The sequence below is a fragment of the Brevibacillus sp. RS1.1 genome, from assembly GCF_013284365.1.
In the GTDB taxonomy this organism is placed as follows: Bacteria; Bacillota; Bacilli; order Brevibacillales; family Brevibacillaceae; genus Brevibacillus; species Brevibacillus brevis_D.
In genome coordinates this window covers 17,583-39,974 of sequence record NZ_JABSVA010000006.1, presented here as the reverse complement: position 1 = coordinate 39,974, position 22,392 = coordinate 17,583, and the positions used below count along the sequence as shown (strand labels likewise).

General features: G+C 46.8%; 20 protein-coding genes. All 20 read right to left on the bottom strand.

Features of this window, described 5'->3' with window-relative positions:
- Positions 1-10: 10 nt before the first annotated feature.
- On the bottom strand, positions 11-745 hold the full coding sequence (locus tag HP570_RS19640) for a polyphosphate polymerase domain-containing protein (protein ID WP_173626830.1): 735 nt from the start codon (positions 743-745) through the stop codon (positions 11-13).
- Positions 742-2,466 carry a CotH kinase family protein gene (locus tag HP570_RS19635; RefSeq protein WP_012684304.1) on the bottom strand — a complete coding sequence of 575 codons (1,725 nt, stop codon included), beginning with the start codon at positions 2,464-2,466 and terminating at the stop codon, positions 742-744. Before HP570_RS19635 ends, HP570_RS19640 begins: the two co-directional genes overlap by 4 nt.
- Positions 2,467-2,497: 31 nt before the next feature.
- Complete coding sequence (pelG, locus tag HP570_RS19630; RefSeq protein WP_173626829.1) at positions 2,498-3,898, bottom strand: exopolysaccharide Pel transporter PelG; 1,401 nt, start codon at positions 3,896-3,898, stop codon at positions 2,498-2,500.
- A gap of 5 nt (positions 3,899-3,903) precedes the next feature.
- Positions 3,904-5,310, bottom strand: coding sequence for a GT4 family glycosyltransferase PelF (gene pelF / locus HP570_RS19625; protein WP_012684302.1), 1,407 nt, complete (start codon positions 5,308-5,310; stop codon positions 3,904-3,906).
- 3 nt (positions 5,311-5,313) lie between these two features.
- Positions 5,314-7,137 (bottom strand): DUF2194 domain-containing protein, encoded by a 1,824-nt coding sequence (locus HP570_RS19620; protein ID WP_173626828.1) that lies wholly within the window; start codon positions 7,135-7,137, stop codon positions 5,314-5,316.
- Positions 7,138-7,217: 80 nt separating this feature from the next.
- Positions 7,218-8,180 (bottom strand): hypothetical protein, encoded by a 963-nt coding sequence (locus tag HP570_RS19615; protein WP_173626827.1) that lies wholly within the window; start codon positions 8,178-8,180, stop codon positions 7,218-7,220.
- Positions 8,173-10,377 (bottom strand): NAD-dependent epimerase/dehydratase family protein, encoded by a 2,205-nt coding sequence (locus tag HP570_RS19610; RefSeq protein ID WP_173626826.1) that lies wholly within the window; start codon positions 10,375-10,377, stop codon positions 8,173-8,175. Before HP570_RS19610 ends, HP570_RS19615 begins: the two co-directional genes overlap by 8 nt.
- Positions 10,374-10,793, bottom strand: a complete 420-nt coding sequence (locus HP570_RS19605) for a response regulator (protein WP_142498432.1) — start codon at positions 10,791-10,793, stop codon at positions 10,374-10,376. The genes HP570_RS19610 and HP570_RS19605 overlap by 4 nt, the downstream gene beginning before the upstream one ends.
- 298 nt (positions 10,794-11,091) lie before the next feature.
- On the bottom strand, positions 11,092-11,463 hold the full coding sequence (locus HP570_RS19600; protein ID WP_012684297.1) for a response regulator: 372 nt from the start codon (positions 11,461-11,463) through the stop codon (positions 11,092-11,094).
- 232 nt (positions 11,464-11,695) lie between these two features.
- A complete protein-coding gene (gene ggt / locus HP570_RS19595) occupies positions 11,696-13,306 on the bottom strand; it encodes a gamma-glutamyltransferase (RefSeq protein ID WP_173626825.1) in 1,611 nt (536 codons plus the stop codon).
- A gap of 315 nt (positions 13,307-13,621) precedes the next feature.
- On the bottom strand, positions 13,622-14,152 hold the full coding sequence (locus HP570_RS19590; protein WP_064201820.1) for a chromate transporter: 531 nt from the start codon (positions 14,150-14,152) through the stop codon (positions 13,622-13,624).
- Positions 14,149-14,730 carry a chromate transporter gene (locus HP570_RS19585; RefSeq protein WP_173626824.1) on the bottom strand — a complete coding sequence of 194 codons (582 nt, stop codon included), beginning with the start codon at positions 14,728-14,730 and terminating at the stop codon, positions 14,149-14,151. The genes HP570_RS19590 and HP570_RS19585 overlap by 4 nt, the downstream gene beginning before the upstream one ends.
- A 24-nt stretch (positions 14,731-14,754) precedes the next feature.
- Positions 14,755-15,231, bottom strand: coding sequence for an Lrp/AsnC family transcriptional regulator (locus HP570_RS19580; protein WP_012684291.1), 477 nt, complete (start codon positions 15,229-15,231; stop codon positions 14,755-14,757).
- 203 nt (positions 15,232-15,434) lie between these two features.
- Positions 15,435-15,905, bottom strand: coding sequence for a nucleoside deaminase (locus tag HP570_RS19575; RefSeq protein ID WP_173626823.1), 471 nt, complete (start codon positions 15,903-15,905; stop codon positions 15,435-15,437).
- Positions 15,906-15,977: 72 nt separating this feature from the next.
- A complete protein-coding gene (locus HP570_RS19570) occupies positions 15,978-17,864 on the bottom strand; it encodes an ABC transporter permease (protein WP_142498437.1) in 1,887 nt (628 codons plus the stop codon).
- A complete protein-coding gene (locus HP570_RS19565) occupies positions 17,839-18,609 on the bottom strand; it encodes an ABC transporter ATP-binding protein (RefSeq protein ID WP_012684288.1) in 771 nt (256 codons plus the stop codon). The genes HP570_RS19570 and HP570_RS19565 overlap by 26 nt, the downstream gene beginning before the upstream one ends.
- A 67-nt stretch (positions 18,610-18,676) precedes the next feature.
- Positions 18,677-19,693, bottom strand: a complete 1,017-nt coding sequence (locus HP570_RS19560; protein WP_012684287.1) for a sensor histidine kinase — start codon at positions 19,691-19,693, stop codon at positions 18,677-18,679.
- Positions 19,690-20,388, bottom strand: a complete 699-nt coding sequence (locus tag HP570_RS19555) for a response regulator transcription factor (protein WP_016740262.1) — start codon at positions 20,386-20,388, stop codon at positions 19,690-19,692. Before HP570_RS19555 ends, HP570_RS19560 begins: the two co-directional genes overlap by 4 nt.
- A gap of 655 nt (positions 20,389-21,043) precedes the next feature.
- The gene (locus HP570_RS19550) at positions 21,044-21,559 is read right to left on the bottom strand and encodes an RNA polymerase sigma factor (protein ID WP_173607304.1); all 516 of its coding nucleotides are present in this window, start codon (positions 21,557-21,559) and stop codon (positions 21,044-21,046) included.
- Between the two features lie 255 nt (positions 21,560-21,814).
- A complete protein-coding gene (locus tag HP570_RS19545; RefSeq protein ID WP_087341997.1) occupies positions 21,815-22,390 on the bottom strand; it encodes a GNAT family N-acetyltransferase in 576 nt (191 codons plus the stop codon).
- Positions 22,391-22,392: the final 2 nt, after the last annotated feature.

Genomic DNA, 22,392 nt, shown 5'->3' with positions numbered 1-22,392 from the left:
TCTCCTCACACTAAAGATTATAGTACTTTTTGGTTTCCTCTCTGCAAATGACATATTTGGAGATAGCCGACCGCTGATTACTCAGGTTTTGTAGCAAAAGTCTCATATTGAATGGCAGGAATTGATCGTACTTCACTTCCATGATCATCTTGGGCTGATGAATCGCTCTGACCATCATGATGTGTTCGTCAAAGATATCAAGCGAATTGACGTTTGCCTTCAAGTACTTATCAAACGTAATCCGGACGTTCCCTTCTCTCACCAAATACGCCTCTCGAACATAATCCGTGATGACGCGAGGCCGAAACAGATGATTCTTGCACGATAAATAAAAATCTCGCAGCACAGCACTTTCCGTCTCACGTAGAAACTCAACCTCGCCTGCCAAAATCTGTTCATACTCATCCCGCGTAATCGACGCTGATTCTTTGCAAATGTATCCGCCAAACTTGCTCTTTCGCTCCATCTTGATGACCGCATCACTTTTGTTGTAAATGCGAATGCGATACTTTTTTCTTTGAAAAACCCCGTAGTTTTTTTCATAGAGAGCCGTATCGTGATAGTCATCAAAATACAGGCTGCGAATATGATACCCTTCCTCACTTACAGAATGAGGGTCAGGAGTGGCGATCAGACTCAATTTCTGCCGGAGCGGCTCGTAATGACTCAGCCGAAGATAATACTTCAACTCATGCCGCAATCGCTTGTTGCCGAGCTGGATGCCCGTGCTCTGGATTCCTTTCATTTCAACACGAACTCCTTCACCCCGTGATAAATCGCATCCTCCGGCTCTACTCTGTCAAATGCCGTCTGTACGTTCCCTTTGCTATCCCGTACAATCACCCGCCAGAAAAAGCGACCTTTTCCCGGATCGTTTATCGTATATTGGACTCCTGTCAGCCCCTTTGCCTGCGCGTGTATCTTCGTAAACGCAGGATCGTAGCTGACAGCAAAATCGTAGGTCAGATCGTCTCCTTGCAGATCATAGGAATGGTCCCAAGCAAAAATGAGTTTATCTCCTTCTTTTCTTGGCTCTCCCATAAAAAAGGGCATCGGATTCTCTTGGCGTTCATAGTACCTCTTTTTGTTACGCTCCGGTTCACCGGAGAGAAGTGCTTGCTCCTTGTGAAAATAAGAGACATCTAACGGCAAATTATATAAATCTGGTAGTTGCAGCACGTATTTGCTCACAATCGGATAATAGCTCTGCAAGTATTTTTCCGTTTGCTCTTTCGTAATGATCTTGCTGACTTCCTCAACCTTTTCGTTTAGTGCCTTGATGTTTTCCGGGTCTTTGAAGACGCGGCGATGCAGGTTCGACACCCAGTATTCGGAGAGGCCAAACTGCCATGGACCGAGTCCTTTTTCTGGACTGCGTTTGAGCTCTTCTTCGAAAAATCCCCATGTTGAGTCATAGTCCCACGGGAGGAAATACCATTTGTTCGAGTTACTTGGGCTGTATAAATAAAAATTGTGAACAGCCGTGTCGTGATTTCCCATCAACAGGTTGGATGCCATCCATGTATAGTAGTTATCCCGATCAAAATGCTTGTCCAAAAAGTCCTGCGTATTCATTGCAGAATTGTGGAGATCCTCCAGCATGGCAATGAGCTTTTCATGGTTCTCGCTGCCTTTGATCTCCAAAATTTTCTCAAATGCTTTCTTGTCGTAGGTAGGATCGGTCGCCAGCTTGATCTGATCCTCGTAGCGATGGAACTCGAAATCAATTGCCTTGTACAAGTTTCCGTTCCGATCCAATCCGTGCGCCTGCAAAAATGTTTTGTTTGGCTGTTCAATTTGAGTGAACAAACCGTAATCAACAAAGTCCCGATCCGGATTTTTCTTGGTCAAATCCTTGATTTTTACTTGAACGAACTGCGTCCGCAAGCTGGTCATATTCGGCATCTGCTCGAAATAATCAAAGCTAAGCTTTTGCCGAACACGCGTCATATCAGACTTGTGCTTGCTTAAGTTGATGTTGCGCTGATCCCGCCAGTATCCGGCACTTTCGAACAAACGGATTTTGTACGATTTTTGTTCCGCTCTCCTGCTCGATTCCCCCCGCAGCTCAATCGTTCCGTTCGCTCTCGTCTCGCCAAAACCAAAGTGGCCTTGAGTAGGCCCCTCCGCCGTCCCTTCCTGCATAATGACTTTGGCCTGGAGATCTTCTCCCTTTTCATTCCGTCCACTAGGAGCTAGATTGAGTTCCGTAAAGGTAGTCGTCTTCAGTTTTGAATTTTCTTCGTTGACTACCGTCACATATAAATGGACGATGCTCCCATCCACATCCTGATCGTATACGCTTCTATTCTCAATCAGCCCCTCGTTCAGCTGCTGAGTTGGCGCCACCTGGCTCGTTGCTGACGGGTTGTCTGACACCGGTTGTTCAGGTACATCCTGTGTACAACCAGTCGTTACAACTCCGAATGCTACGAGCAGGCTCAGTATGAATCGTTTTTTCTTCAACCTAAGTCCTCCCCAATCCATCAGTCCCCATCTATTCCATTCGCTTTTCTTTGACAAAGAGCGGTTGTAGGCAATAGGTGTAATAATCAATATTTTTCAGGTAATAGATCAGCCTGCCGAGACCGGCTACCAGTGCAAGAAACGAAGCAATAAAAAATGAAAAGCCGTAGTTATGAAGGGGCAGCATCGCTATGGTGATAACAACCGTACTGATGAGAAATAAGGTCGTCACCGCAAGCGCTCCCTTCCGATCGTCAAAATAGAGCAGCATCAGCACGACCACAAACATCACAGCGTACAAGTATCCCGCGATAACCAGGATGTTGTACCGCTCCATCTGCTCGGACGTAAACCCGATGTGCGGAAGCAACGTAATTCCCAGAGCCAATGCAACGAAGGAAAAGAACAGCTGCACTTCCATCATGAAGCTGAGCTCTTGCATTAATGTTTGGACCATGTCTGTTTTTGCCCGCTTGATATCCTGCACCGAGCCTGTGCCCAATATTGTTCCGTAGTACGCTCGATACTTCTCGTAAAAAGCGGTCTCTACAGATACAACAAACATGACCATCGTAGGCAATATGCTCAAGGAGGCATAGAAAGCAGGAACATCATAAAAAGGCGCAATCACGTATGTATCCGCCACGACCTCTTGAAGCGGACTCCCCAGCCAGTAAATAAAATGGTGCACATAAAAACCGAGAGAGCAAAAGAGGCCCACCCCCAGCAGACTTGGGTATTTCTTCACGTACTGCACGAAATCGAAGTAGTTCCTCTCCCGCTTCGGGAAATAGCTCTCCAGATGAACCATAGACAGAACGATCATGATAAAAAAACCCAGATCCAAAGAAATCAGCATGGCGATTCCTTTTTCCAATTCAGTCAGATAAGACAGTAGAAACGCAGCCAGAAGCGTAACGGAAACAGCCGCCAAATACCCGCGAATAATGCGCATATAATCCTTTAATGCCGACAAATAGGCGGATTGAAGCCATACGACGATCAGTTCCACAAAAAGAAGGTAAGCGACAAGCTTAAAGCCAGATGGCAAAGGAGCGAGCCAGTAAAAAGCACCGCCGAGAATACCCCCCAAGCCCAGGCAAACAGCGATAACTCCATACAAAGAAGCAATGATGTCGTTATACTCGCGTAAGTAAATTTTGTCTGCTATATAGCGGGAAATGACCATGGAAAAACCACAGGTAACCAATAGTGAAAACACGAACGCATAAACAACAGCTGCTAAAAAAGACATCCTCTCCAAATAACTGACATTCAATTGAAGAAGAACTTGCTGTAGCACCGTGATCATGACCATACAAATCAGCATCGGTCCGACTGTGACCAGCGAAGAAAATGCATACGCCTTCACACTGGACAAATACCCTTTATTCCGAAACATTTTCTTCAGTTCAAAGCCAATGCCCGCCATGTTTCTTACACCTCGTATTTCCGGTACATTTTGCGATATCCCGCCAAGAAGTTCTCATGTGTGTAAATCTCCGATACTCTTTGGAAACCGCATCTGCCCATCCGCCGTCTCAATGGCTCGTTTTGGCACAATGTAATGATCGCTTGGGCAATTTGAGTAAAATGCATGACAGGTACCGTAATCCCTGCGCTGCCATAGCTGTCACCATTGCCGTACAACAATTCCCGACAGCTTCCCACGTCCGTTGTGACGAAGGGCTTTCTGCATGCCATTCCTTCCAAAATAACAAGCGGTTGGCCTTCGCTGATGCTGGTCAAAACAAGCATGTCCATTTTTCCGAGATACTCTTTCACATTAACCGCACCCGTAAACGTAACAGACTCAAGCTGAAGGCTGTCGACCAATTGCAAGCATTCTGTATAGTACTCCTCATCTTCATCCGTCGGGCCCATGATAACAAAGCGTGCGTGTGGCACTTGTTCTTTGACGAGTCCAAAGCTATGAAGCATTGTTTTTATATCTTTGATAGGTACCACGCGGACAACAGCACCAATGGTGATTGTGTCGTCCTTTTTTTCCTCCACGATGTCCGCATAATCACTCACTTTTACACCGTTCGGGATCACGGATACTTTGGAAGGATCACAGCCTAGCTCGATCTGAATTTCCTTGTTCCGCTCAAACAACGTGATTACCTCATCCGCGTAGGAATAGGCACATGCAGAAAGATTATGAAAATAATCGATCCAGATATCCTTAAAGTGACCCTTGATCCAGCTTGCCTTGATAATTTCTTCTTCCCGCTCGCGGGTATAAATTCCATGCTCCGTCAGCAAAAACGGCTTTGCATGCAGATACTTCCCGAGACTCCCTGCTACACCGCCATATCCCGTACAAACACTGTGATACAAATCCGCTTGCGGCATGCCGTTTTGAATGATCTGACATAGCGGCAACACCATCGAGCGAATCATCCAGATCATTTCGGTAAAAGGAATTTGCGGATATTTTTGCTCGCAAAGCCGTTGAATGACCTCGAAAAAGTCCTTGCTCGTAAGCAACTCGGCTACGGATGGCACCTTACTCCCCGACAACACGGAAAACAGAGCATGCCAGTCACCTTTGCTGCCATCGAGCAACGAAAGCAACGCCTGCTGCTCATCCTCAGTCAGACCCAAACGCTTGCCCGGTGCAGCCTCTTCTTTCAGATAGGCATCTAGAAATACCTCTTTGATTTCCACCACATTTTCGGGGAGCTGGTAGACGTATTTCCCCCTATTTTTCTCTTCTGCACCAATTGCATAAATGATGAACTCATGCTCTGGCATGCTAGCGATTAAGGAATGAATCCAGCTAGAGACTCCCCCTGTAATATAAGGGTACGATCCTTCGGCAATCAGACAAATTTTCATCGCTTACTCTTCCAGTCCTATTTCAAATTTTGCACCCGTTGCATGCACGAGATAGACGCCTTCCTCTATTTTTTCTACCGTGCAATTGACCAAGCTCGTCATTTTTTTATTTGTCCGCAAGATGTAATACATGTCTTCGGAGAAATTGTTCATGTAGCCTGTCACTTTTTTATCCGTATGCGAGATATATACATCCGTCTGTAAATAGCTCTCAAGGCTTGTTGCAGCTTCGGAAGCAGTCTGGCTACGCAGCCATGGATACTGCTCGTAAAGCTCTTCCAGCATGAGTTGAAAGTCTTTCACCAATTCCGACCACGACTTGTTATTGCTTCGCTCCTTGTCCAACACATCGTCAGGATGAACAAAATGAGAAAAAACACCGATGGATGTGATCGCATTCGTTATGTACCAATCCTGAATGTCTGTGCGACTGTATCCGGAGGTAATACGCGGCAGCTCTACAATGCCATCTTCAGCCACGGAAAACTCCTGGATGTATTCGTGTGTACTGTCTGATTCCGCATACAAGGAGGCAATGATTCTCAGATCAGGAAAGGACTTTTTCAGCGCTCGACGCCCTTCCTCTCCCAACACGTTGGAAGGCGGGACATACGTCTGTATGTCATATGCCGAGAAGACCTTCTTGATATAATTGTCCAGATACGTAAGTGACTCGGTCATACTTGCTTCATCCGGCCAAGCCTTATACTCGTAATGGCTCGCCGTCTCTTGATCGGTAACCAGTGATTGATGATTGTATCCGTGGATGCCCAGTTCGCCACCCATTTTCAACAAATCCCTGCCGTACGTAATCAGATTGTTCGAATCCGTTCCTTCCTCATCAGTGAAGGGCGGAGCAACTCGGTTATTGTAGGTATTGATAATAGCTCCCGTGTAGGTCACATCGTAATCGGCAGCAAGCTTGATCATGTCCGGCCACCACACGTCCCGAAAGAAGCTGGGAATATCTTTGCGGTACTCGCGGTAAATACTCGGCTCGATCCCCTGACGAAAAGGGGCCGGAAAATCGTCAATATACATGACTTTCATATTGAAAATGGGGTACATAAAATCTGGATTCAGTAAACTGATGCCACCAGCAATCAGTCCTCTGTTCATGGCAGATTGCATATTCGTCCCGTTATAGACCATGAGCTTCCCCTGTCCATACCGGGTCTCCCATAGCAGTGGCATATTGTCGGCGGAAACAGCGTGAACCTTTGCTTGCCTATTCAGTTCTACGGGAATCGAGGAATTCACAATGGCATCTGCACCGATTTTTGCATCTTCTCCTTTGATCAAGAGATTGGATGTCATCTGAATGCCATTTGTCACGATAGGGAGATTGATCGAATTGATCCCTAGTTTTCGGTATATGCGGTACAAGCTGTCATTGTATTCAGGCGTACGTGAAAAGAACACATTTCCACCATTGTGCGCATATTCCATCATCGCATCCAGATTGGCTAGCATGTCCAGATTTTCTATGGTGACAATGACCGTCATGTATTGGGGGTCGGGCTTCGAGAACTGCTTAACGTCAGCAAGCTCGTACTCCTTTTTCATATACCGCAGCACTTGCTCCACATTCCTCGCGATTGCCATGCTGCTCTCATCCTTGGAATCATGCAGAATGAGGAATCTCTCCCTTACCAGCTTGGCGATTTCCTCCTGACTGATCGCGTTTTGCTTCGGCTCGTCAGCCTCTTTTCCCGAGCCTCCTGACTTATTACTGCTCACCTGAAGGATGAACTGAGACCGGGTAGCTTCAATAGTGATCCCCAGAATCGCCACAAAGATCAGAATGATGTAGATGTTTTTTTTCACGGGAATATCGTTGGACCTCGATCTGCTCCAGTCTCTGCCATTTTCCCTGTCTCTTTTCCTTCTCCTGAACCTAGTCATTCTCATTTTGTATCGCTCATCTCTTTCAGTTTCGTACCTATTTCCTGTGTAACAGCGACTTCCGCCCAATTGCTGTCTTGCTCATCGTTCCAGTAGCGAATCATCATCAACGTAGCGTGGGAGATTTTAACCGACGAGCTTTTTAACCGATTCATCTCTGCCACAAAACCTGCGTAGTCTCTGATCGAAAAGAAGCGCTTGAGCGACATGACATATGGCTGCTCGCTTTCCGGATGATACTCATGAAACAATTGACAGTACTGTTCCGCTTTTTCATAGGACTGGTTCCCCAGCTCACAATTGATCTTGTCCACAAAATAGCTTTCTTCTTCCTGATAAATGTCCAATAATGACTCCAGAACAAACGAATACGTGTAGCTGTACTTCACATAGGTGCGTTGATCAAGGAGTGAACTGTCCAGATACTTCTTCAATACGTCTGCGTAGGCGCGTAGAACTGCAAGCTCCTGCTTGTTCTCCTCGTATTTCACTGATAAATCCTGCAGTTGGAGCTGAAGGTTGCGCCGCATTTCCGTTAAAGCGGCTGCTGCGTAGTGAACCGTTTCTGAGTCCTCGTTTTGCAAGGCTGTCTCCAATGTGCCGATCTGCCAAATGGTCTGCTCTTTCAAGACATCGATCAGCATCTTTCGGCGCGTGCTCGTGTCGTTCAAAAACAAAATGTCCTCAACAGGGACGATGTTCATTTCCTTTTCCATGTCCGCTCTTCGGAAAATATTCGATCCCTCCGCTAGCTTCAGCAAATCGCTCTCAAGCATCAGTTCATTCACATTCTTTTTCGATGTTCGTTTGTACACATCGGTAATCCCCAATAACAGGAGGCCAAAAATGGGGAGAAAGCCAGTAACAAGCATTCGCATAATCAGCACCTGCTTGTTTTTGCCGCGGCTTTGCATCCAACTGTAACCAACAGACACCAAGACATGGAGGAGAACTAGATTAAACATAAGCGCCATCCTTCAAGGAGAAGCGATCCTGGTCTTTTTCCTGCACAATTCTCGATGCAATACCGAGTCTACCAAGCCTATCAATCACGATACGGGCTTCTTGCTCGTTGGAATTGGAGAGAATGATATAGACATCTCCTGCTTCGTCCATTCCCATATAATCTGCTTCGCGAAGAGAACTGGCGATATAGGTAGCAAGTGTATGATGATCCATTTGCGCAAAATCCACTGCCAAGAGGGTAAAGTCAGTGTTTAACTGTTGCTTGGCGTCCCTTTTGTTCTTCACCATTGCTGAAAAATAAGCAGGAATCAGGATAGGGGTATCGTCTAGGTAACGGTCCTTTTGTGTGGAGTTTAAGTATCGAAGAGAACGGGACAAAGCGGATGAGATCAATTGAACGGCAACCTGAAAAAGGTTTTGGGTGTACATCGTAAAGTTTTCAAAACCGAGTTGTTGCAATGTGACCACCGCAACCATTTTTCCCTTGTCAAAAATAGGAGCTGCTATAAGGGGCATGTCGTGACGTAGCTCTTTATTCACGATGATCTTTTTCATTGTCATTAATTCAGTAAGGTAAGCATGTTCACTCATTTTCAGCGAGCGTGGCAGATCAAAGCCCGCTTTATTCGATTTGGCCATCAATCGCAAGAAAGAGCCATTTTGATTCATCGTATAAATGGCGATCTCATCGGACTTCATGATTCTTTCCAGTACCTTGACTGATTTCTGCAATACGCGTTCAGGCTCGAGGCTGTCCAACTCTTTGGTGATGTTGTAGATTTTTCCAAAGCTGTCTTCCGAATTTACGATCTGCTGCTGCAACTCTTGCTTTACCATCAGAACATCGTTATAGATGTCTTTTAAAAAATCATACTTGTCTTCCAGCGCTTGCTTTTGCAGCTCCTTGGACAATACGTCCCTGTTGCGTTTGTCGATCGAATAGCCCACAGCAATCCCGATAATAAAATAGACAGCGATATGAAACAGAACATTCGCGTCATATAAGAGCGATACAACATCGCGCCCGTTATGCAGGCTTTCTCCGATGAAAAGTCCACAAGCCAGGATAACTGACAAGAGGGATTGCTTCGTTCCGTAAATGGCGCCAATCAACACGATGTAAATCAGCTTGAGATCAAAGACACCGCTATTAACCGTTCCAACTGTCGCGAAAACCACCAGAAGAAACGCAAGAATGTTCTCTATGTACGGCCTTGCATCCCATGAACGGAGCCAATGGATCGCTTTCTTCGCTTCGCTCTCCTGCTCTTGTTCCTTCTCTGCGACGGTCTCTTGATACCACTGCGCCGTTTTTTCCAGCCCCTCCGCCAATGAATACATCGGGATCCAATCTAGTCTTCGCTTTGCCCACGTATTGTCCAAAACTGACTTATCTACGTCTCCTGGGCGTTTTTCCCTTCGTGATATTCCTTGAAGAGGCTGGTTAGCCCCGAGAATGTCAATCAGCTCATTAATGCTGCTTTCCTGGTTCGTAGACAAATTCATCACACCCGTATCATCCGTGGTAACGGAACGGAAAATGGCATCAGCTACATCCTCTACATAAATGAAGTCTCTCGTTTGGCTACCATCCCCGTGCAGAACTATTTCTTTCCCATGGTTGATCTGGGTTAAAAAAGTAGAGATAACACCGCCTTCCCCTCCTGCACTTTGTCTGGGGCCATACACATTTGCCAAGCGAAAGGCTACCGTTTGCAAGCCGTACATTTCTGTCCATTTGCGGCAATACATTTCGCCGATGTGCTTGTTTATTCCATAAACAGATACCGGATCACACGCTGAATCTTCGTGTAACGGTGTACATTCATTCATGCCGTAAACGGCGGCTGATGACGCAAAAATAAATTTGGACACGCCATATTTGCTCGATAGCTTTAGCATATTCACGAGTCCCAGAATGTTCGTATTCGTATCCAGCAGGGGGTCTTCCATGGATGCAGCAACACTTACTTGGGCCGCTAAATGGATGACGACATCGAACTTGTTGCTCTTAAATACTTCATCACATTTTTTATCCGCTACATCCAGCTCGTATGCCTTATGCGGAAATGTGACGTTCCTTTGATTGCCTGAGCTGAGCTTGTCGAGGATGAAAACCTTATACCCTTCCTTATAAAATCTCTCCGCGACAAAAGAACCAATGAACCCATAACCACCTGTGATCAAGACTTTCATGCTAACACCTCAGCTATTTGTTTCTCCTGTCGATCCCCACAACGATCATCTACTCCTGTTCCCAGCAATTTTTGGACAGCCCATTCGATTCGCTCCAGCTGCAGTGGCTTCGCAATGAAATCCCGCGCCCCTGCCTGAATCGCCTTGATGACGGTATCGTTCCTAGACACTGCTGAGCAAATAATGATCTTGGCATCCTTGTCCAACTCCATGATTTTGCGTGAAGCAGTCAAACCGTTCATGCCGGGCATGGTAATGTCCATCGTAACGAGTGATGGTTTGTACAAGCAGTAATTTCTAACAGCCTCCTCTCCCGAAGCAGCTTCCGCAACCACATGCAGTCCTAACGTCTCAAATATGTTGCGCAGCACACGTCTCGTAAACGCCGTATCATCAACAATCAGAATGCTATTCATCCAAAATGCTGTCTCCCATCCTATCCATCTATATCTTTTGGACTATTTTATTATAGTAATATATTCCTGTTGGCAATACCAACCAAAACTAACGCCTCCTATACTTTCATTTTCATAGGCATAAAGCCCCTCTATTCCGTAGCTTCACCCATTCTACTAGGATCATCTCAACAATTTCTGAACAAGAGACAAAAAGAAGAACAGGGACAGTTACCTATACGGCAGCTTATCCCTGTTCTTCTTCCTAATTATATTCCATCCGTTCAAAAGGTAGAGATGACTCCGCCTTCATTTTGTTTCACCTAGAATCTGTTTCCAACAAATGCTGAACAGCCCATTCAATCCTCTCGAACTGTAAGGGCTTTGCGATAAAATCACGCGCACCAGCCTGAATCGCTTTGATGACCGTATCGCGTCGTGCAACTGCGGAGCAAATGATGATCTTCGCATTCTTATCCAGCTCTATGATTTTTCGGGAAGCAACCAAACCGTTCATGCCCGGCATCGTAATATCCATAATAACCAGTGACGGTCGATACAAACAATAATTCCTAACAGCCTCCTCCCCTGAATCAGCTTCCGCCACTACCTCAATACCTAATTTCTCAAACATGTTACGCAACACGAGTCTCGTAAACGCTGTATCATCAACAATTAAAATGGTATTCATTCAAATTGTTTTCTCCCATCTTTTATACCGCGATTTTCGAACTATCATAAAGAGGTTTACTATATGCAAAAACGACATAATTTGATCATTTTCTACATTCTACTAGGAACATCTAGACAACTTCTGAACAAGAGAACCTCTTGTCATCCATTCCATTACGGGGAAATAAAAAACCGAAGCATCCGCTTCGGCTCAACTCACTCTATTATTCGGTTCTCTTTTGCTATTTTCCTTACCAAGCAGCAATGCTGCTGTCTGCACGCATATCCGTACCACCGCTCAGCACACCATTTTCATCACGCCAAATGATTTGACCTCGTCCAAAGTAATTGCCGAGCTGCGCCCACTTGATCGTATGACCCCTGCGCTCCAAAGCTAGTGCCAAATGCTCCGGGAAATGACGCTCCAGCTCCACCGTTTTGCCTTCCATCCACTGCCAACGCGGCGCATCGAGCGAAGCTTGCGGATTGAGATGGAAGTCGATGGTGTTCATGACCACCTGCACATGTCCTTGTGGCTGCATGAAGCCGCCCATTACGCCGAACGGCCCCACTGCTTTTCCATCTTTCGTCAAGAAGCCCGGGATAATGGTGTGGAACGTTCTTTTGCCTGGCTCCAAACAATTGTCATGAGCAGGGTCCAGCGAGAAGGTATGACCCCGGTTTTGCATGGCGATCCCTGTCCCCGGCACAACTACTCCGGAACCAAAGCCCATGTAGTTGCTTTGGATAAAGGAAACCATGTTGCCCTCACCGTCAGCAGTCGCTAAATAGACCGTACCGCTCGTTTTCGGCTGACCCGGCTCTGGCGTCAAGGCTTCATGACCAATCAGTGCACGGCGAGTAGCAGCGTATTTCTCTGACAACAAGGCTTCCTTCGAAACCTTCATTTTGCTCTCTTCTGTGATGTATTTCAATCCGTCCACAAATGCCAGCTTCATCGCTTCGATTTGCTTGTGATACGTTTCTGTTGTGTCCTTTGCATCAAAATCAAAGCCTTTCAGAATATTCAGAGCCATCAGGCCGATCATCCCTTGCCCATTCGGCGGGATCTCCCACACATCATAGCCGCGGTAGTTGACTCCGATCGGCTTCACCCATTCCGGCTCATAGGCAGCCAGGTCTTCTTTTCGCAAATAACCGTCGCACTCACGCGAGAACGCGTCGATCTTGTCTGCCAGCTCTCCACGGTAGAAGCTCTCCGCATTTGTTTCCGCGATTTGACGTAGCGTCTTCGCATGACCCGGTGACTTCCAGATGTCGCCCGCTTTTGGTACTTTGCCATCTGGCGTAAAGGTGGAGAACCAATGCGCGAACGCTTCCCCTTTGCATTGCTGAGAAAGCTTTCTATATGCTACATCCCAATTATGCGCCAATGTGGGCGATACCGGATAGCCATTCTCCGCATAGTCAATCGCTGGCTGCAAAACCTCTGTAAGCGGAAGGCGTCCAAAACGCTTGGACAAGGCTGCCCACGCAGCAGGTGCGCCTGGGACCGTGACAGGGGTCCAGCCGTAGGTCGGCATTTCTTTCAGACCTTTTGCTTTTAATGCCTCGATGGAGATTCCTTGTGGAGCCGGACCGCTTGCATTCAGTCCGTGCAGCTCGTCTTTGATCCACACGAGGGCAAATGCGTCACCCCCGATGCCGTTTGAGGTCGGTTCTACTACAGTCAGGCACGCAGCCGTTGCAATCGCCGCATCCACCGCATTTCCGCCCTTTTTCAAAATATCGAGACCTGCTTGTGCCGCTAGTGGCTGCGAGGTCGCTACCATACCGTTCTTGGCAAAAGTCGTCACACGCTTCGATGCGTATGGGTATTCCATTGCGTCATAATCAACCATGGTTTTTGCCTCCTAAATCGTTCGTTTAGCCGATAAGAAAGACCGTTAGTTAAGCAGGGAAGATCCATCTGGTTTGAGTCAACATAGTGGAGGGGAAGAAAAAGCACAGTTCTCTTCGACTCTGACACGCTAACAGGGGGGATTCACTGTCCGTCTCCACTTAAAAAAGGGTACCGTCGAGCCAAAGCCACCCTACGGGCGGAAGTTTCTCAGGGAAGAAGTGTTCGACAAACGTGGTCCCCTTTTTTAAGTTCCGACTGGGGAGGCGTTGTCAAGGTCTACGAGCCCTGTGCTTTTTCTTCTGACCAGCTTATCCTACCCAATGAAAACAAACCCGTACGCCATCGCTCCCAAGATGACAAAAGCGGGATGGACCTTCCATGTTTCGAGCAGAAGGTAGGATGCCACTGTCAAAATCCCCGTTTGCATCCAGCCGATTCCCTCGACTGCGCCCATTAGGAATTGATACGTCATCGTTCCGAGCAAGACAGTAACGACTGGCCGTACCGATTGGGTCATCGCTTTTACCTGTGGCGCACTGCGGAATAGGTTAATAAAACCCATCAATAAGACCATCGCGATCGCTGTCGGCGCGACCGTTGCAAATAAAGCGACGACTGCACCCGGTACACCTGCTACCTGATAGCCAATGTATCCGGCGAGCTTGGTCGCGATTGGGCTGGGCAGGGCATTTCCTACTGCCAGCACTTCTCCGAATTCCTGCACACTCATCCACTGGTAATGGTCAACCACTTCATTTTGGATCAAAGGGATGCTGGGTGGTCCTCCCCCGTACCCCAAAATGTTGGAGATGAAAAAAGCCCAAAATAATTGCAGGTAGATCATGCTACACCCTCCTTGCCGTCCTTGTCCTTGCGCTTGCGGACAGACCAAGTAGAATAAGCAAATGAAACGGCCAGCGCAATTCCTACGACGATGCCCGGATGCCAATCAAGGAAGAGTAACGCTACGAGTGAGAGGGCGAGGGAAAGGCTCACACCTGCTTTGCTGGACGCTCCCTTCCACCCCTTTGAAAGGAATTCCCACGTAAGGACGCCTGTCATAACTGCGATTACCGGACCGATTGCCTGAATCATGCCGTATACACCCGGCGCATCCTTCCATTGATATATAACTTGCAGCAAACCGATCATCACAAGCACGATTGGCATCACTACTGCGATGTTTGCCACCAATGCACCCTTCCAGCCTTTTACCCGATAGCCGATAAATGCAGCCAGCTTGGTCCCAATGGGCCCTGGAAGAGCGTTGCCGAGCGCCAGATTGTCGGAAAAATCCTCATCTGTCACCCATTTATACTTTTTCACGCATTCGGTGTAAAAGAGGGGAACCATCGTAGGTCCTCCCCCAAATCCGAAGATTCCGATGCGGAAAAAGGCGAGAAATAATTGCCAGTAAATCATAGCTGTACCTCCGTCCTTGCCTAACTAGCGGATAAAGTTGTACTTGGACTTCAATATTTTCAATTCGTTAATCACATTCGTTTTGGAGATGCCAGGAATCTTGTGCAGCTTCTTAAGTAAAAATTGCGATAATTCTTCATTACTTGTTACGAGCACCTGTGTGAAAAGCTGATATTCACCAGAAGTGAGTACGATGAGCCTAATCTCTACGGTTTCCATCAACGCAGCAACCACATCGTCCAGCTTTTCCGCATCCACAGCCACTTGAATCATCGCTTGTACATGAAACCCTGCCTTGACCGGATTGACAATACCGACCAGACTCAAGGCTCCTTCGTCCTGCAATTGCTGGACGCGCATGCGAATCGTCTTTTCTGTAACCCCGAGGTCCTTTGCAATCTGAGTAAACGGCAAGCGCGCATTTCCTTGCAAGGCTCGAATGATCCCATAGTCGATGTCATCTAAATCAGGATAAAGTGATCTTCGGAAAGTTTCCTCCATACAAACACACCTTTATTCGTCTTTTTTAAACAATTTTCAGCCTCATCACAGCTAAATTTTATAAAATTCGGTCGAATTCCATAATGATTGTTGCTACTATAATACGATCTTAGACACAGCGCAATACTTCGTCTGAAAATTTCATTTTGAACGCATTTCAAGAAAACGAAAAAAGAGCCTTCCCCGCTAGGAGAGGCTCTCTATTAATATTCGATACGGTCCAGAGATTGAGACCATGCTTCAAATGGACTCCGTTTGTTCGGAAGATCTATTCTCCGAAACGGAATGCTTCGCTCTTCATGAGGGAGAACAATCTGCTCATAAATAAACTGATCGTCAAAACCGACATGCGCCGCATCTTCTTTCGTGCAAGCATAATAGACATTTCTCGGTCTGGCCCAATAGATGGCTCCCAGACACATCGGACACGGCTCACAGCTCGTATACAGGTCACAATCGTTTAACTGAAAGGTTTCGAGACGACGACACGCTTCCCGAATGGCTTGAATTTCGGCATGTGCCGTCGGGTCATTGCTCGTCGTCACTTCATTGCGTCCACGTCCAACTACTTGCCCATCCTTCACGACAAGGGCTCCAAACGGGCCGCCTACTTTATCACGTACATTTTCAAACGCAATCTGTACAGCTTGCCCCATCCACGTCTCTCGTTCCATCCGCTTGCCCCCTCGCATCCCCTTCTCCTTTATCCTATGTCCCTGCTCATCTGGACATGCTGGAAAAGTTCACTAGCGATTCATTGATTGCTTTAAATGGAACAAGTAACGGTTTCGAATGATCCAGAAATACACACCTTGAACAACGACGAAGCTGCATAACACAATCGCAGTCGGCTTGAACACAGACGCGACAAGGATGAGCTTCAACAAGCTTTGCAGGGACACGAACGCCACCATGCTGTGAATAATGGCCACCACAATCGGCACGAAGAACAACAGGGCAATCTGGGTCGTAACGATCCGCGTCAACTCCGCATCCGTGAGTCCAATCTTGGAAAGCGACCCATAATGCCTCTTGTCGTATTCCAGATCCGTATACAAACGGAAATAGAGAAAGCTTGCTGCAGCTACAAAGAACAACACGCCTACAAATAACCCGATAAAGAGTGCCATGTTCGCCATTTGTTTCATGGTGTGGTAGTAGGGTGCACGAGCTGAAAACGAATAATTTTCGTCGAAATGACTAATCTCATCCTGAAGCTTGAGACTAAGATCCTGGGTTTCCTTCCATCTTGGCACCTCGTATACAAAGCGCTGTTCTTCCTTCGCTTTTGGAAGCTGGTCGTACACCTGATTCGGCACGACAGCCAAACGCTCAAATTCGAGCCCCTTAATCAACGGAGTCATATTCGTGTCTGTTTTGACTGCCAGCTGTGCATTTCCCACCTGAAGAGTCTTGCTCGCTACCGAATCGCCAATCCAGTTGAGCATGACGAACACCTCGTCATTCGTCATTTGCAGCTCAGGCGAGTGAGACGCTACCGCCAGCCTGTTATAGTCGGACAGCTTGACTACTCCGATCTTTTCCTCATTAATCGGTTCGGGCAAAACCCGCATTGCTACTTGATATTTTTCAAAGGAAAAGCCTCCCTGCTGCAAGCTCGTTTCAATTAACGACAGATGCTTGGCCCTCTCCACATCACTTTGTTTGGACTGGTATTCAAATGCGAACGGATTGATTTTCATCACCGTAATCTGAATCGACCCAGCCAAAGCTGCCAGCGTGCCAATCGCACAAAAAGCAACGGTAGAGACGATGCTGACCAAAAAGAACATCCGGGCATTATCCTTCATTCGATAGGCCAGATCAGAGAGCGTCAGGAGATTCGTACGTTTCCAATAAAAAGTTCGACGCTTCTTTAGAAAATCGATGAAGATGACGCTCAGCTGAGTAAACAACAGGTACGTTCCTACAGTCGTCAGCGCAATGACCGGAAGCATCAGCACGAGCACATTCACGCCGTCAGCAGTGAGGGCTAAGGCATAGCTCATTCCTAACAAAGCTACCGCGACCAGAGACAGCACTAGCGACGCCCTCGGCTCGCGCTTAGGACGACCGCTTCCTTGCAACAGATCCAACAGACTGCGGCTTCGCAGCACGAGGACCGTAAATAGCGAAATGGCTGCATACAAGATGAGAAACGCCACCACTGTCAAACCGATCGCTTTCCACGGGAAGTAAAACCCGAGTGCTTTTACAGCAAGCAAAAATCCCGCGAATTGAAAAAACAGCTTGGCGAGAACCAGCCCGACCCCAATCCCGATGGCAATCGAAACAATGCCAATCAGCATGTTTTCCATAAAAATCAGCATGTTCCGCTGTAACGGTGTCATCCCTTGGATAAAAAGGATGCCGAACTCCTTCTCCCTCTTTTTCAGAAAAGCACCGACACAATAAAAGAGAAAAAAGAAGGAGAACAGAAAAATGACGTACTCAGCCGCCATCATACCAGTGGCTACGGATTCATGAATCTCCTGCCCGATAATTTCAGGATGAAAAATGAACATCGCATAGACGAAAAAAATGAGGACAGAAAAAACGCTACTCATGAAAAATGCAGCGTACATACGCTTATTTCGTAGAACGTTATTACACGCGAATTGTCGAAAGGTCATAGGTGTTCCCTCCCAAAAACGACAATGAGTCAATAATTTTCTGGAAGAATACCTGTCGACTCTCACCCCGATACATCTCGTTATGGAGTTGGCCGTCTTTAATAAAAATCACCCGATGGCAATAGCTGGCCGCCAAAGCATCATGCGTCACCATCATCATGGTGGTATTATCTCTCTTATTGATCGCTTCCAGTGTCTCCATCACATTGCGCGAAGACTTGGAATCAAGATTTCCTGTCGGCTCGTCAGCGAGCAAAAGCGACGGGGAATGAATGATCGCCCTAGCAATTGCCGTCCGTTGACGTTGCCCCCCAGATACCTCGAAGGTCCGCTTTTCCAATATGTCCTGAATCCCTAGCTTCTCCGCAACGCTTTGCAGCTTTTCTTCCATGACCGCTACTTTCTCATTGTCCAGCGTCAGCGGTAACACGATATTTTCCCCAATCGTCAACGTGTCCAAGAGGTTAAAATCTTGAAATACAAAGCCGAGCTCACGGCGACGAAACAGAGCCAGTTTATCTTTTTTTAAATGATGCGGATTCGTACCGTTCAAAAGAACCGCACCAGAGGTTGGTGTATCAATGGTGGAGATCATGTTTAATAGCGTAGTCTTGCCACTGCCTGAGGGGCCCATGATACCGACGAATTCGCCCTTGCGAATCGAAAAATCGATATCGGTCAGCGCGCGGTAGGTTACCTTGCCCCCGTATATTTTACTTAAGCTATTTACAGCAAGCATTTCCATGCGCCATTCCCCTTTCTTGCACTTCCAAATTCAACTATACGGAAGTGCGCATAGTCCAGCTATCGAATTAACTTTCAGCTATCTTACTTTCTTGTAAGGTTGGGACGATGGCAGACAAGACAATACGTACGGTTGTCCCCTCGCCCACTTCTGATTCCATCTCCACCCCATGATGGAGCCGACCGCAAATTTCTTTCACCAAGTACAGTCCCATCCCGGTGGACTCAGGGTATTTACGCCCGTTTTCTCCCGTAAAATACGGCTTGAATACGCGGTGAATATCTTCGGCGGGGATCCCGATTCCATAATCCTGCACTTCCAGTATGGCATGTGCTCCGCGTTCATACGCACGAATCGTGACCTTGTTGCTTTTCCCTGCTGAATAACGAACGGCATTCGTCAACAATTGGTTGAGGACAAAAGCAAGCCACTTATCGTCCGATTCTACTCGCCAATTTTCATCCACTTTTACCTCGGGATACACTTGGTTGCGAATAAACAGCCGCTTGTTTTCAGCCAACACATTTTGCACCAAGGAACGCAGTGTTACGGGCTCAATCAGGAAGTCCTGTTCAAATCGGTCGAGGCGAGCTATGTACAGTACTGTTTCTAGTCCACGCTTGATCCGGTCCACTTCTTCACGAACGCTCTCAGCTGTTGGATCGTCTTCATTTTGCAGCAACAGATGAATAACCGAAATCGGCGTCTTCATCTGATGAACCCATTGCTGAATAAACGTCGTATGGTCCCGTTGCTTGTTTTCATAGGCATGAAGCTGTTCTTTGTAGAGCCGGTACTGCTCCTGACTGATGTCATCCATCGCTCGGCACAGCGGTGAATTCCCGTATGTCTGGGTCAGCTCCTCTAATGACTCTACCGGCTTGCTCAGTCGCTGATAGATTGTGCGGTGAGACAAATAACGGACGACGAGAAAAGCCCCCGCGAAAAAAATAGATAAAAACATGACGTAGATCATCAATGATTCATTCCAGTACCCATCCAGCGCAAAAATCATAATTAATAAGATCAATTGGACGAGAAAAAACGCTGCGAATGGCCATTGATCACGAAGGAACAGCTTCATTGCCCTTCCTCCCAAGTCGCCCGCAAGCGATAACCAGAACCGCGAACAGTCTCGACAGCTCCCTCTAAGCCTAGGTCCTTCAGCTTGCCGCGCACGCGTGTGATGTAGACATTCAGCGTGTTTTCATCGACAAACTGCTCATCCCACAGCTTTTCTAGCAAACGCTCACGGCTGACGACACGTGGATGTTGATTCATCAAGGCTTCGAGCAGTAACGCTTCCTTTTTGCTCAGCTCGATTTTGGTCTCGTACATGGACAGCTCCATTCGCTCCAAAAACAGCTTGAGCCCCGCTACTTCAACTGTACGCTCCCCTTCTTGCGGAGCATATTGTCCGTAAGCCCGACGTAGCTGACTGCGGATTTTGGCCAAAACCACATCGTAGTCAAATGGCTTTGTGATATAGTCATCAGCCCCATTTTCCAAGGCCATCACCTGGTCCATTTTACTTTCTCGTGCAGAGATGAACAGGATCGGGCAGTTGGACTCCTGGCGCATTTGCCGGCACCAATAAAATCCGTCAAATTTCGGTAGATTCACATCCAACAGAACCAAATCAGGACGCGATTGGGTAAATACCTCCATGACTCTATCGAAATGTTCAACATTGACTGTCTGGAATCCGTATTTTTCCAGTTGCTCTTGTAGCAGCTGGTTGATTTTCGGGTCGTCTTCTACAATCATAATTGTGGACATCACTCATACTCCTCTCGTCTTGAGTCTCCTCCATTTTATTCTTTACTATACCATTAGAAAACTAGACTACGCCAAGGTTTGGCATTTCTCTTATTTAGAAGTCGAATGAAAAAAAGACTTGTATGTTGCTGTAGTGGAGGGGAGGAAACAGGAGAAAACGCTTAGCTTCTAGGGCCACCCCCTGGGGGATTGACTGCACGACTCCATGCAAAAAGCGAAACCGCGTCCAAAGTTGTCCTTTCAGGATGTGTTTCAGAGGTGGACGCTTAAGGGCGTGTTTCGCTTTTTGCATTGCGTCTCGGTCGGTGTCCCTAAGATCTTCGCTGTTTTCTCCTGTTTCCTCTACGAGCTTTCCATGTTGATCGGTTTTTAAATACCTTAAAAGAATGTAAGAATGCCATCAGTAACGACAGAGAAGAATATTTCCAGGCGTAGCGACTTGTGGAGTCCTACCAAGCGGAGAAGGGATTCGCGGGCAACAGAAACGCAACCGTGCCCATACGGCGTAGCGGCTACCACTTTTGCGTTTCCCCGCGAATCCCTTCGGAGCGGACAGTCTTAACCCCCAGCAGGACGGAGCCTGGAGCCTAGCATGGAAATATTCTTCTCTCCACTACAGCCACATAGCAAAAAAAGGAAGGACTGTTGTCCCCCCTTATGCTTGTTCTGTCATCAATTGCTGCAGCTTCTTAATCCCGCGGAAGTGCAGGATTTTCACCGAAGCCTCTGTCTTGCCCAAGATTTCCGCGATCTCATTCATTCGCAAATCTCCGAGATAGCGCAGAGCGATCACGTTGCGCTGATCCTTTGTCAGCGTGTGCACCTTATCCCACAAGCCCTCGGTTGTCTCCTGATTCAGAAGATGCTCCTCTGGCAGCTTATCTGTTGCGACCATATTGCTAAATGTGTCCTGATCGACCGGACTCTCCCGCTTCTTGCGCATGTAGTCAATCAAAGCATTGTGCGCAATTCGGAAAATCCAGGCGCCAAATGGATGGCGGCCATCGTACTGCTCAAGCTTGGAGTACACCTTGATAAACACAGTCGTTGTCAGGTCTTCCACATCCCAGACATTTTTTACCCGGTAGCGGAAATAGCGATATATTTTAGCAGAGTAATCTTCGTAAATTTGTTGGTGATTTAATTTTGGATACATGATTGCTGTTGTCATAATCGATCTCCCGTTTCGTGATCCGTATGAATTGATTTCATTGTACGGTCGAAACGAAGCAGGAACCATCGAGTTATATTTCAGGAAGCTTACACTTTTGTAAGGTACTTATGGGCTCGTTGTAAGCTCGCACAAGTAGGTACGAAAGGGGTATCATTTCGGTTACAACTTTCAAAAGAAATCTTAAAAAATTTCTTAAGAAATTTTTTAAGTTGTCTTTAAAAGCGTTTTGGTGGAGGGAAGACGTTAACTCAGTTATAAATGATATTCATAACCTTTTGCTAATGAAAAGATATGGGTATCAGTCAGTTCTCCTGAGTCATTTAGGTTAACATTGCGTAAAGTACCCTCCAACGTAAAACCTACCTTCTTAGCTACAGCTATACTTGCGTTATTCCGAGTATCACAGCGAATTTCAAGGCGGTTTGCTTCCAATTCATAAATGGCAAAGGCAACGATACCTTTTACTGCCTCTGTCATTAGACCCTCACCAGTACGCGATGTGCGTAGCCAATATCCAATTTCAAATTTTCGTACATTCCAATCAAAGCGATGGAGCCCACTACTGCCCACAAACTGCCCTGTATTCTTTTCGAATATATGTAGCACTAAGTCTGTGCGCTCTAGAAAATTGATCCTGGCTTTACGTACGTAGGCTTCTGAATCGTCAATAGATGGGAGGTTTTTTACAAACGGAAGCCATGGGCGCATCTCATTTACACTTTCACGTATGGCTTCATTTACAAATTGACCATCACCCCATTGCGGTGCTCTAATCAATAATCGCTGAGTTTCAAATTGTTCCGGAAAAGAGAGAAGTAGTGGATTCATAG

What these genes read in the sequence shown, in the direction of transcription:
- HP570_RS19640 (WP_173626830.1), bottom strand. Translation starts at nt 745, where the DNA reads ATGAAAGGAATCCAGAGCACGGGCATCCAGCTCGGCAACAAGCGATTG.
- pelG (WP_173626829.1), bottom strand. Translation starts at nt 3,898, where the DNA reads ATGGCGGGCATTGGCTTTGAACTGAAGAAAATGTTTCGGAATAAAGGG.
- pelF (WP_012684302.1), bottom strand. Translation starts at nt 5,310, where the DNA reads ATGAAAATTTGTCTGATTGCCGAAGGATCGTACCCTTATATTACAGGG.
- HP570_RS19615 (WP_173626827.1), bottom strand. Translation starts at nt 8,180, where the DNA reads ATGTTTAATCTAGTTCTCCTCCATGTCTTGGTGTCTGTTGGTTACAGT.
- HP570_RS19610 (WP_173626826.1), bottom strand. Translation starts at nt 10,377, where the DNA reads ATGAAAGTCTTGATCACAGGTGGTTATGGGTTCATTGGTTCTTTTGTC.
- HP570_RS19605 (WP_142498432.1), bottom strand. Translation starts at nt 10,793, where the DNA reads ATGAATAGCATTCTGATTGTTGATGATACGGCGTTTACGAGACGTGTG.
- HP570_RS19600 (WP_012684297.1), bottom strand. Translation starts at nt 11,463, where the DNA reads ATGAATACCATTTTAATTGTTGATGATACAGCGTTTACGAGACTCGTG.
- ggt (WP_173626825.1), bottom strand. Translation starts at nt 13,306, where the DNA reads ATGGTTGATTATGACGCAATGGAATACCCATACGCATCGAAGCGTGTG.
- HP570_RS19590 (WP_064201820.1), bottom strand. Translation starts at nt 14,152, where the DNA reads ATGATCTACCTGCAATTATTTTGGGCTTTTTTCATCTCCAACATTTTG.
- HP570_RS19585 (WP_173626824.1), bottom strand. Translation starts at nt 14,730, where the DNA reads ATGATTTACTGGCAATTATTTCTCGCCTTTTTCCGCATCGGAATCTTC.
- HP570_RS19580 (WP_012684291.1), bottom strand. Translation starts at nt 15,231, where the DNA reads ATGGAGGAAACTTTCCGAAGATCACTTTATCCTGATTTAGATGACATC.
- HP570_RS19575 (WP_173626823.1), bottom strand. Translation starts at nt 15,905, where the DNA reads ATGGAACGAGAGACGTGGATGGGGCAAGCTGTACAGATTGCGTTTGAA.
- HP570_RS19570 (WP_142498437.1), bottom strand. Translation starts at nt 17,864, where the DNA reads ATGACCTTTCGACAATTCGCGTGTAATAACGTTCTACGAAATAAGCGT.
- HP570_RS19565 (WP_012684288.1), bottom strand. Translation starts at nt 18,609, where the DNA reads ATGGAAATGCTTGCTGTAAATAGCTTAAGTAAAATATACGGGGGCAAG.
- HP570_RS19560 (WP_012684287.1), bottom strand. Translation starts at nt 19,693, where the DNA reads ATGAAGCTGTTCCTTCGTGATCAATGGCCATTCGCAGCGTTTTTTCTC.
- HP570_RS19555 (WP_016740262.1), bottom strand. Translation starts at nt 20,388, where the DNA reads ATGTCCACAATTATGATTGTAGAAGACGACCCGAAAATCAACCAGCTG.
- HP570_RS19550 (WP_173607304.1), bottom strand. Translation starts at nt 21,559, where the DNA reads ATGACAACAGCAATCATGTATCCAAAATTAAATCACCAACAAATTTAC.
- HP570_RS19545 (WP_087341997.1), bottom strand. Translation starts at nt 22,390, where the DNA reads ATGAATCCACTACTTCTCTCTTTTCCGGAACAATTTGAAACTCAGCGA.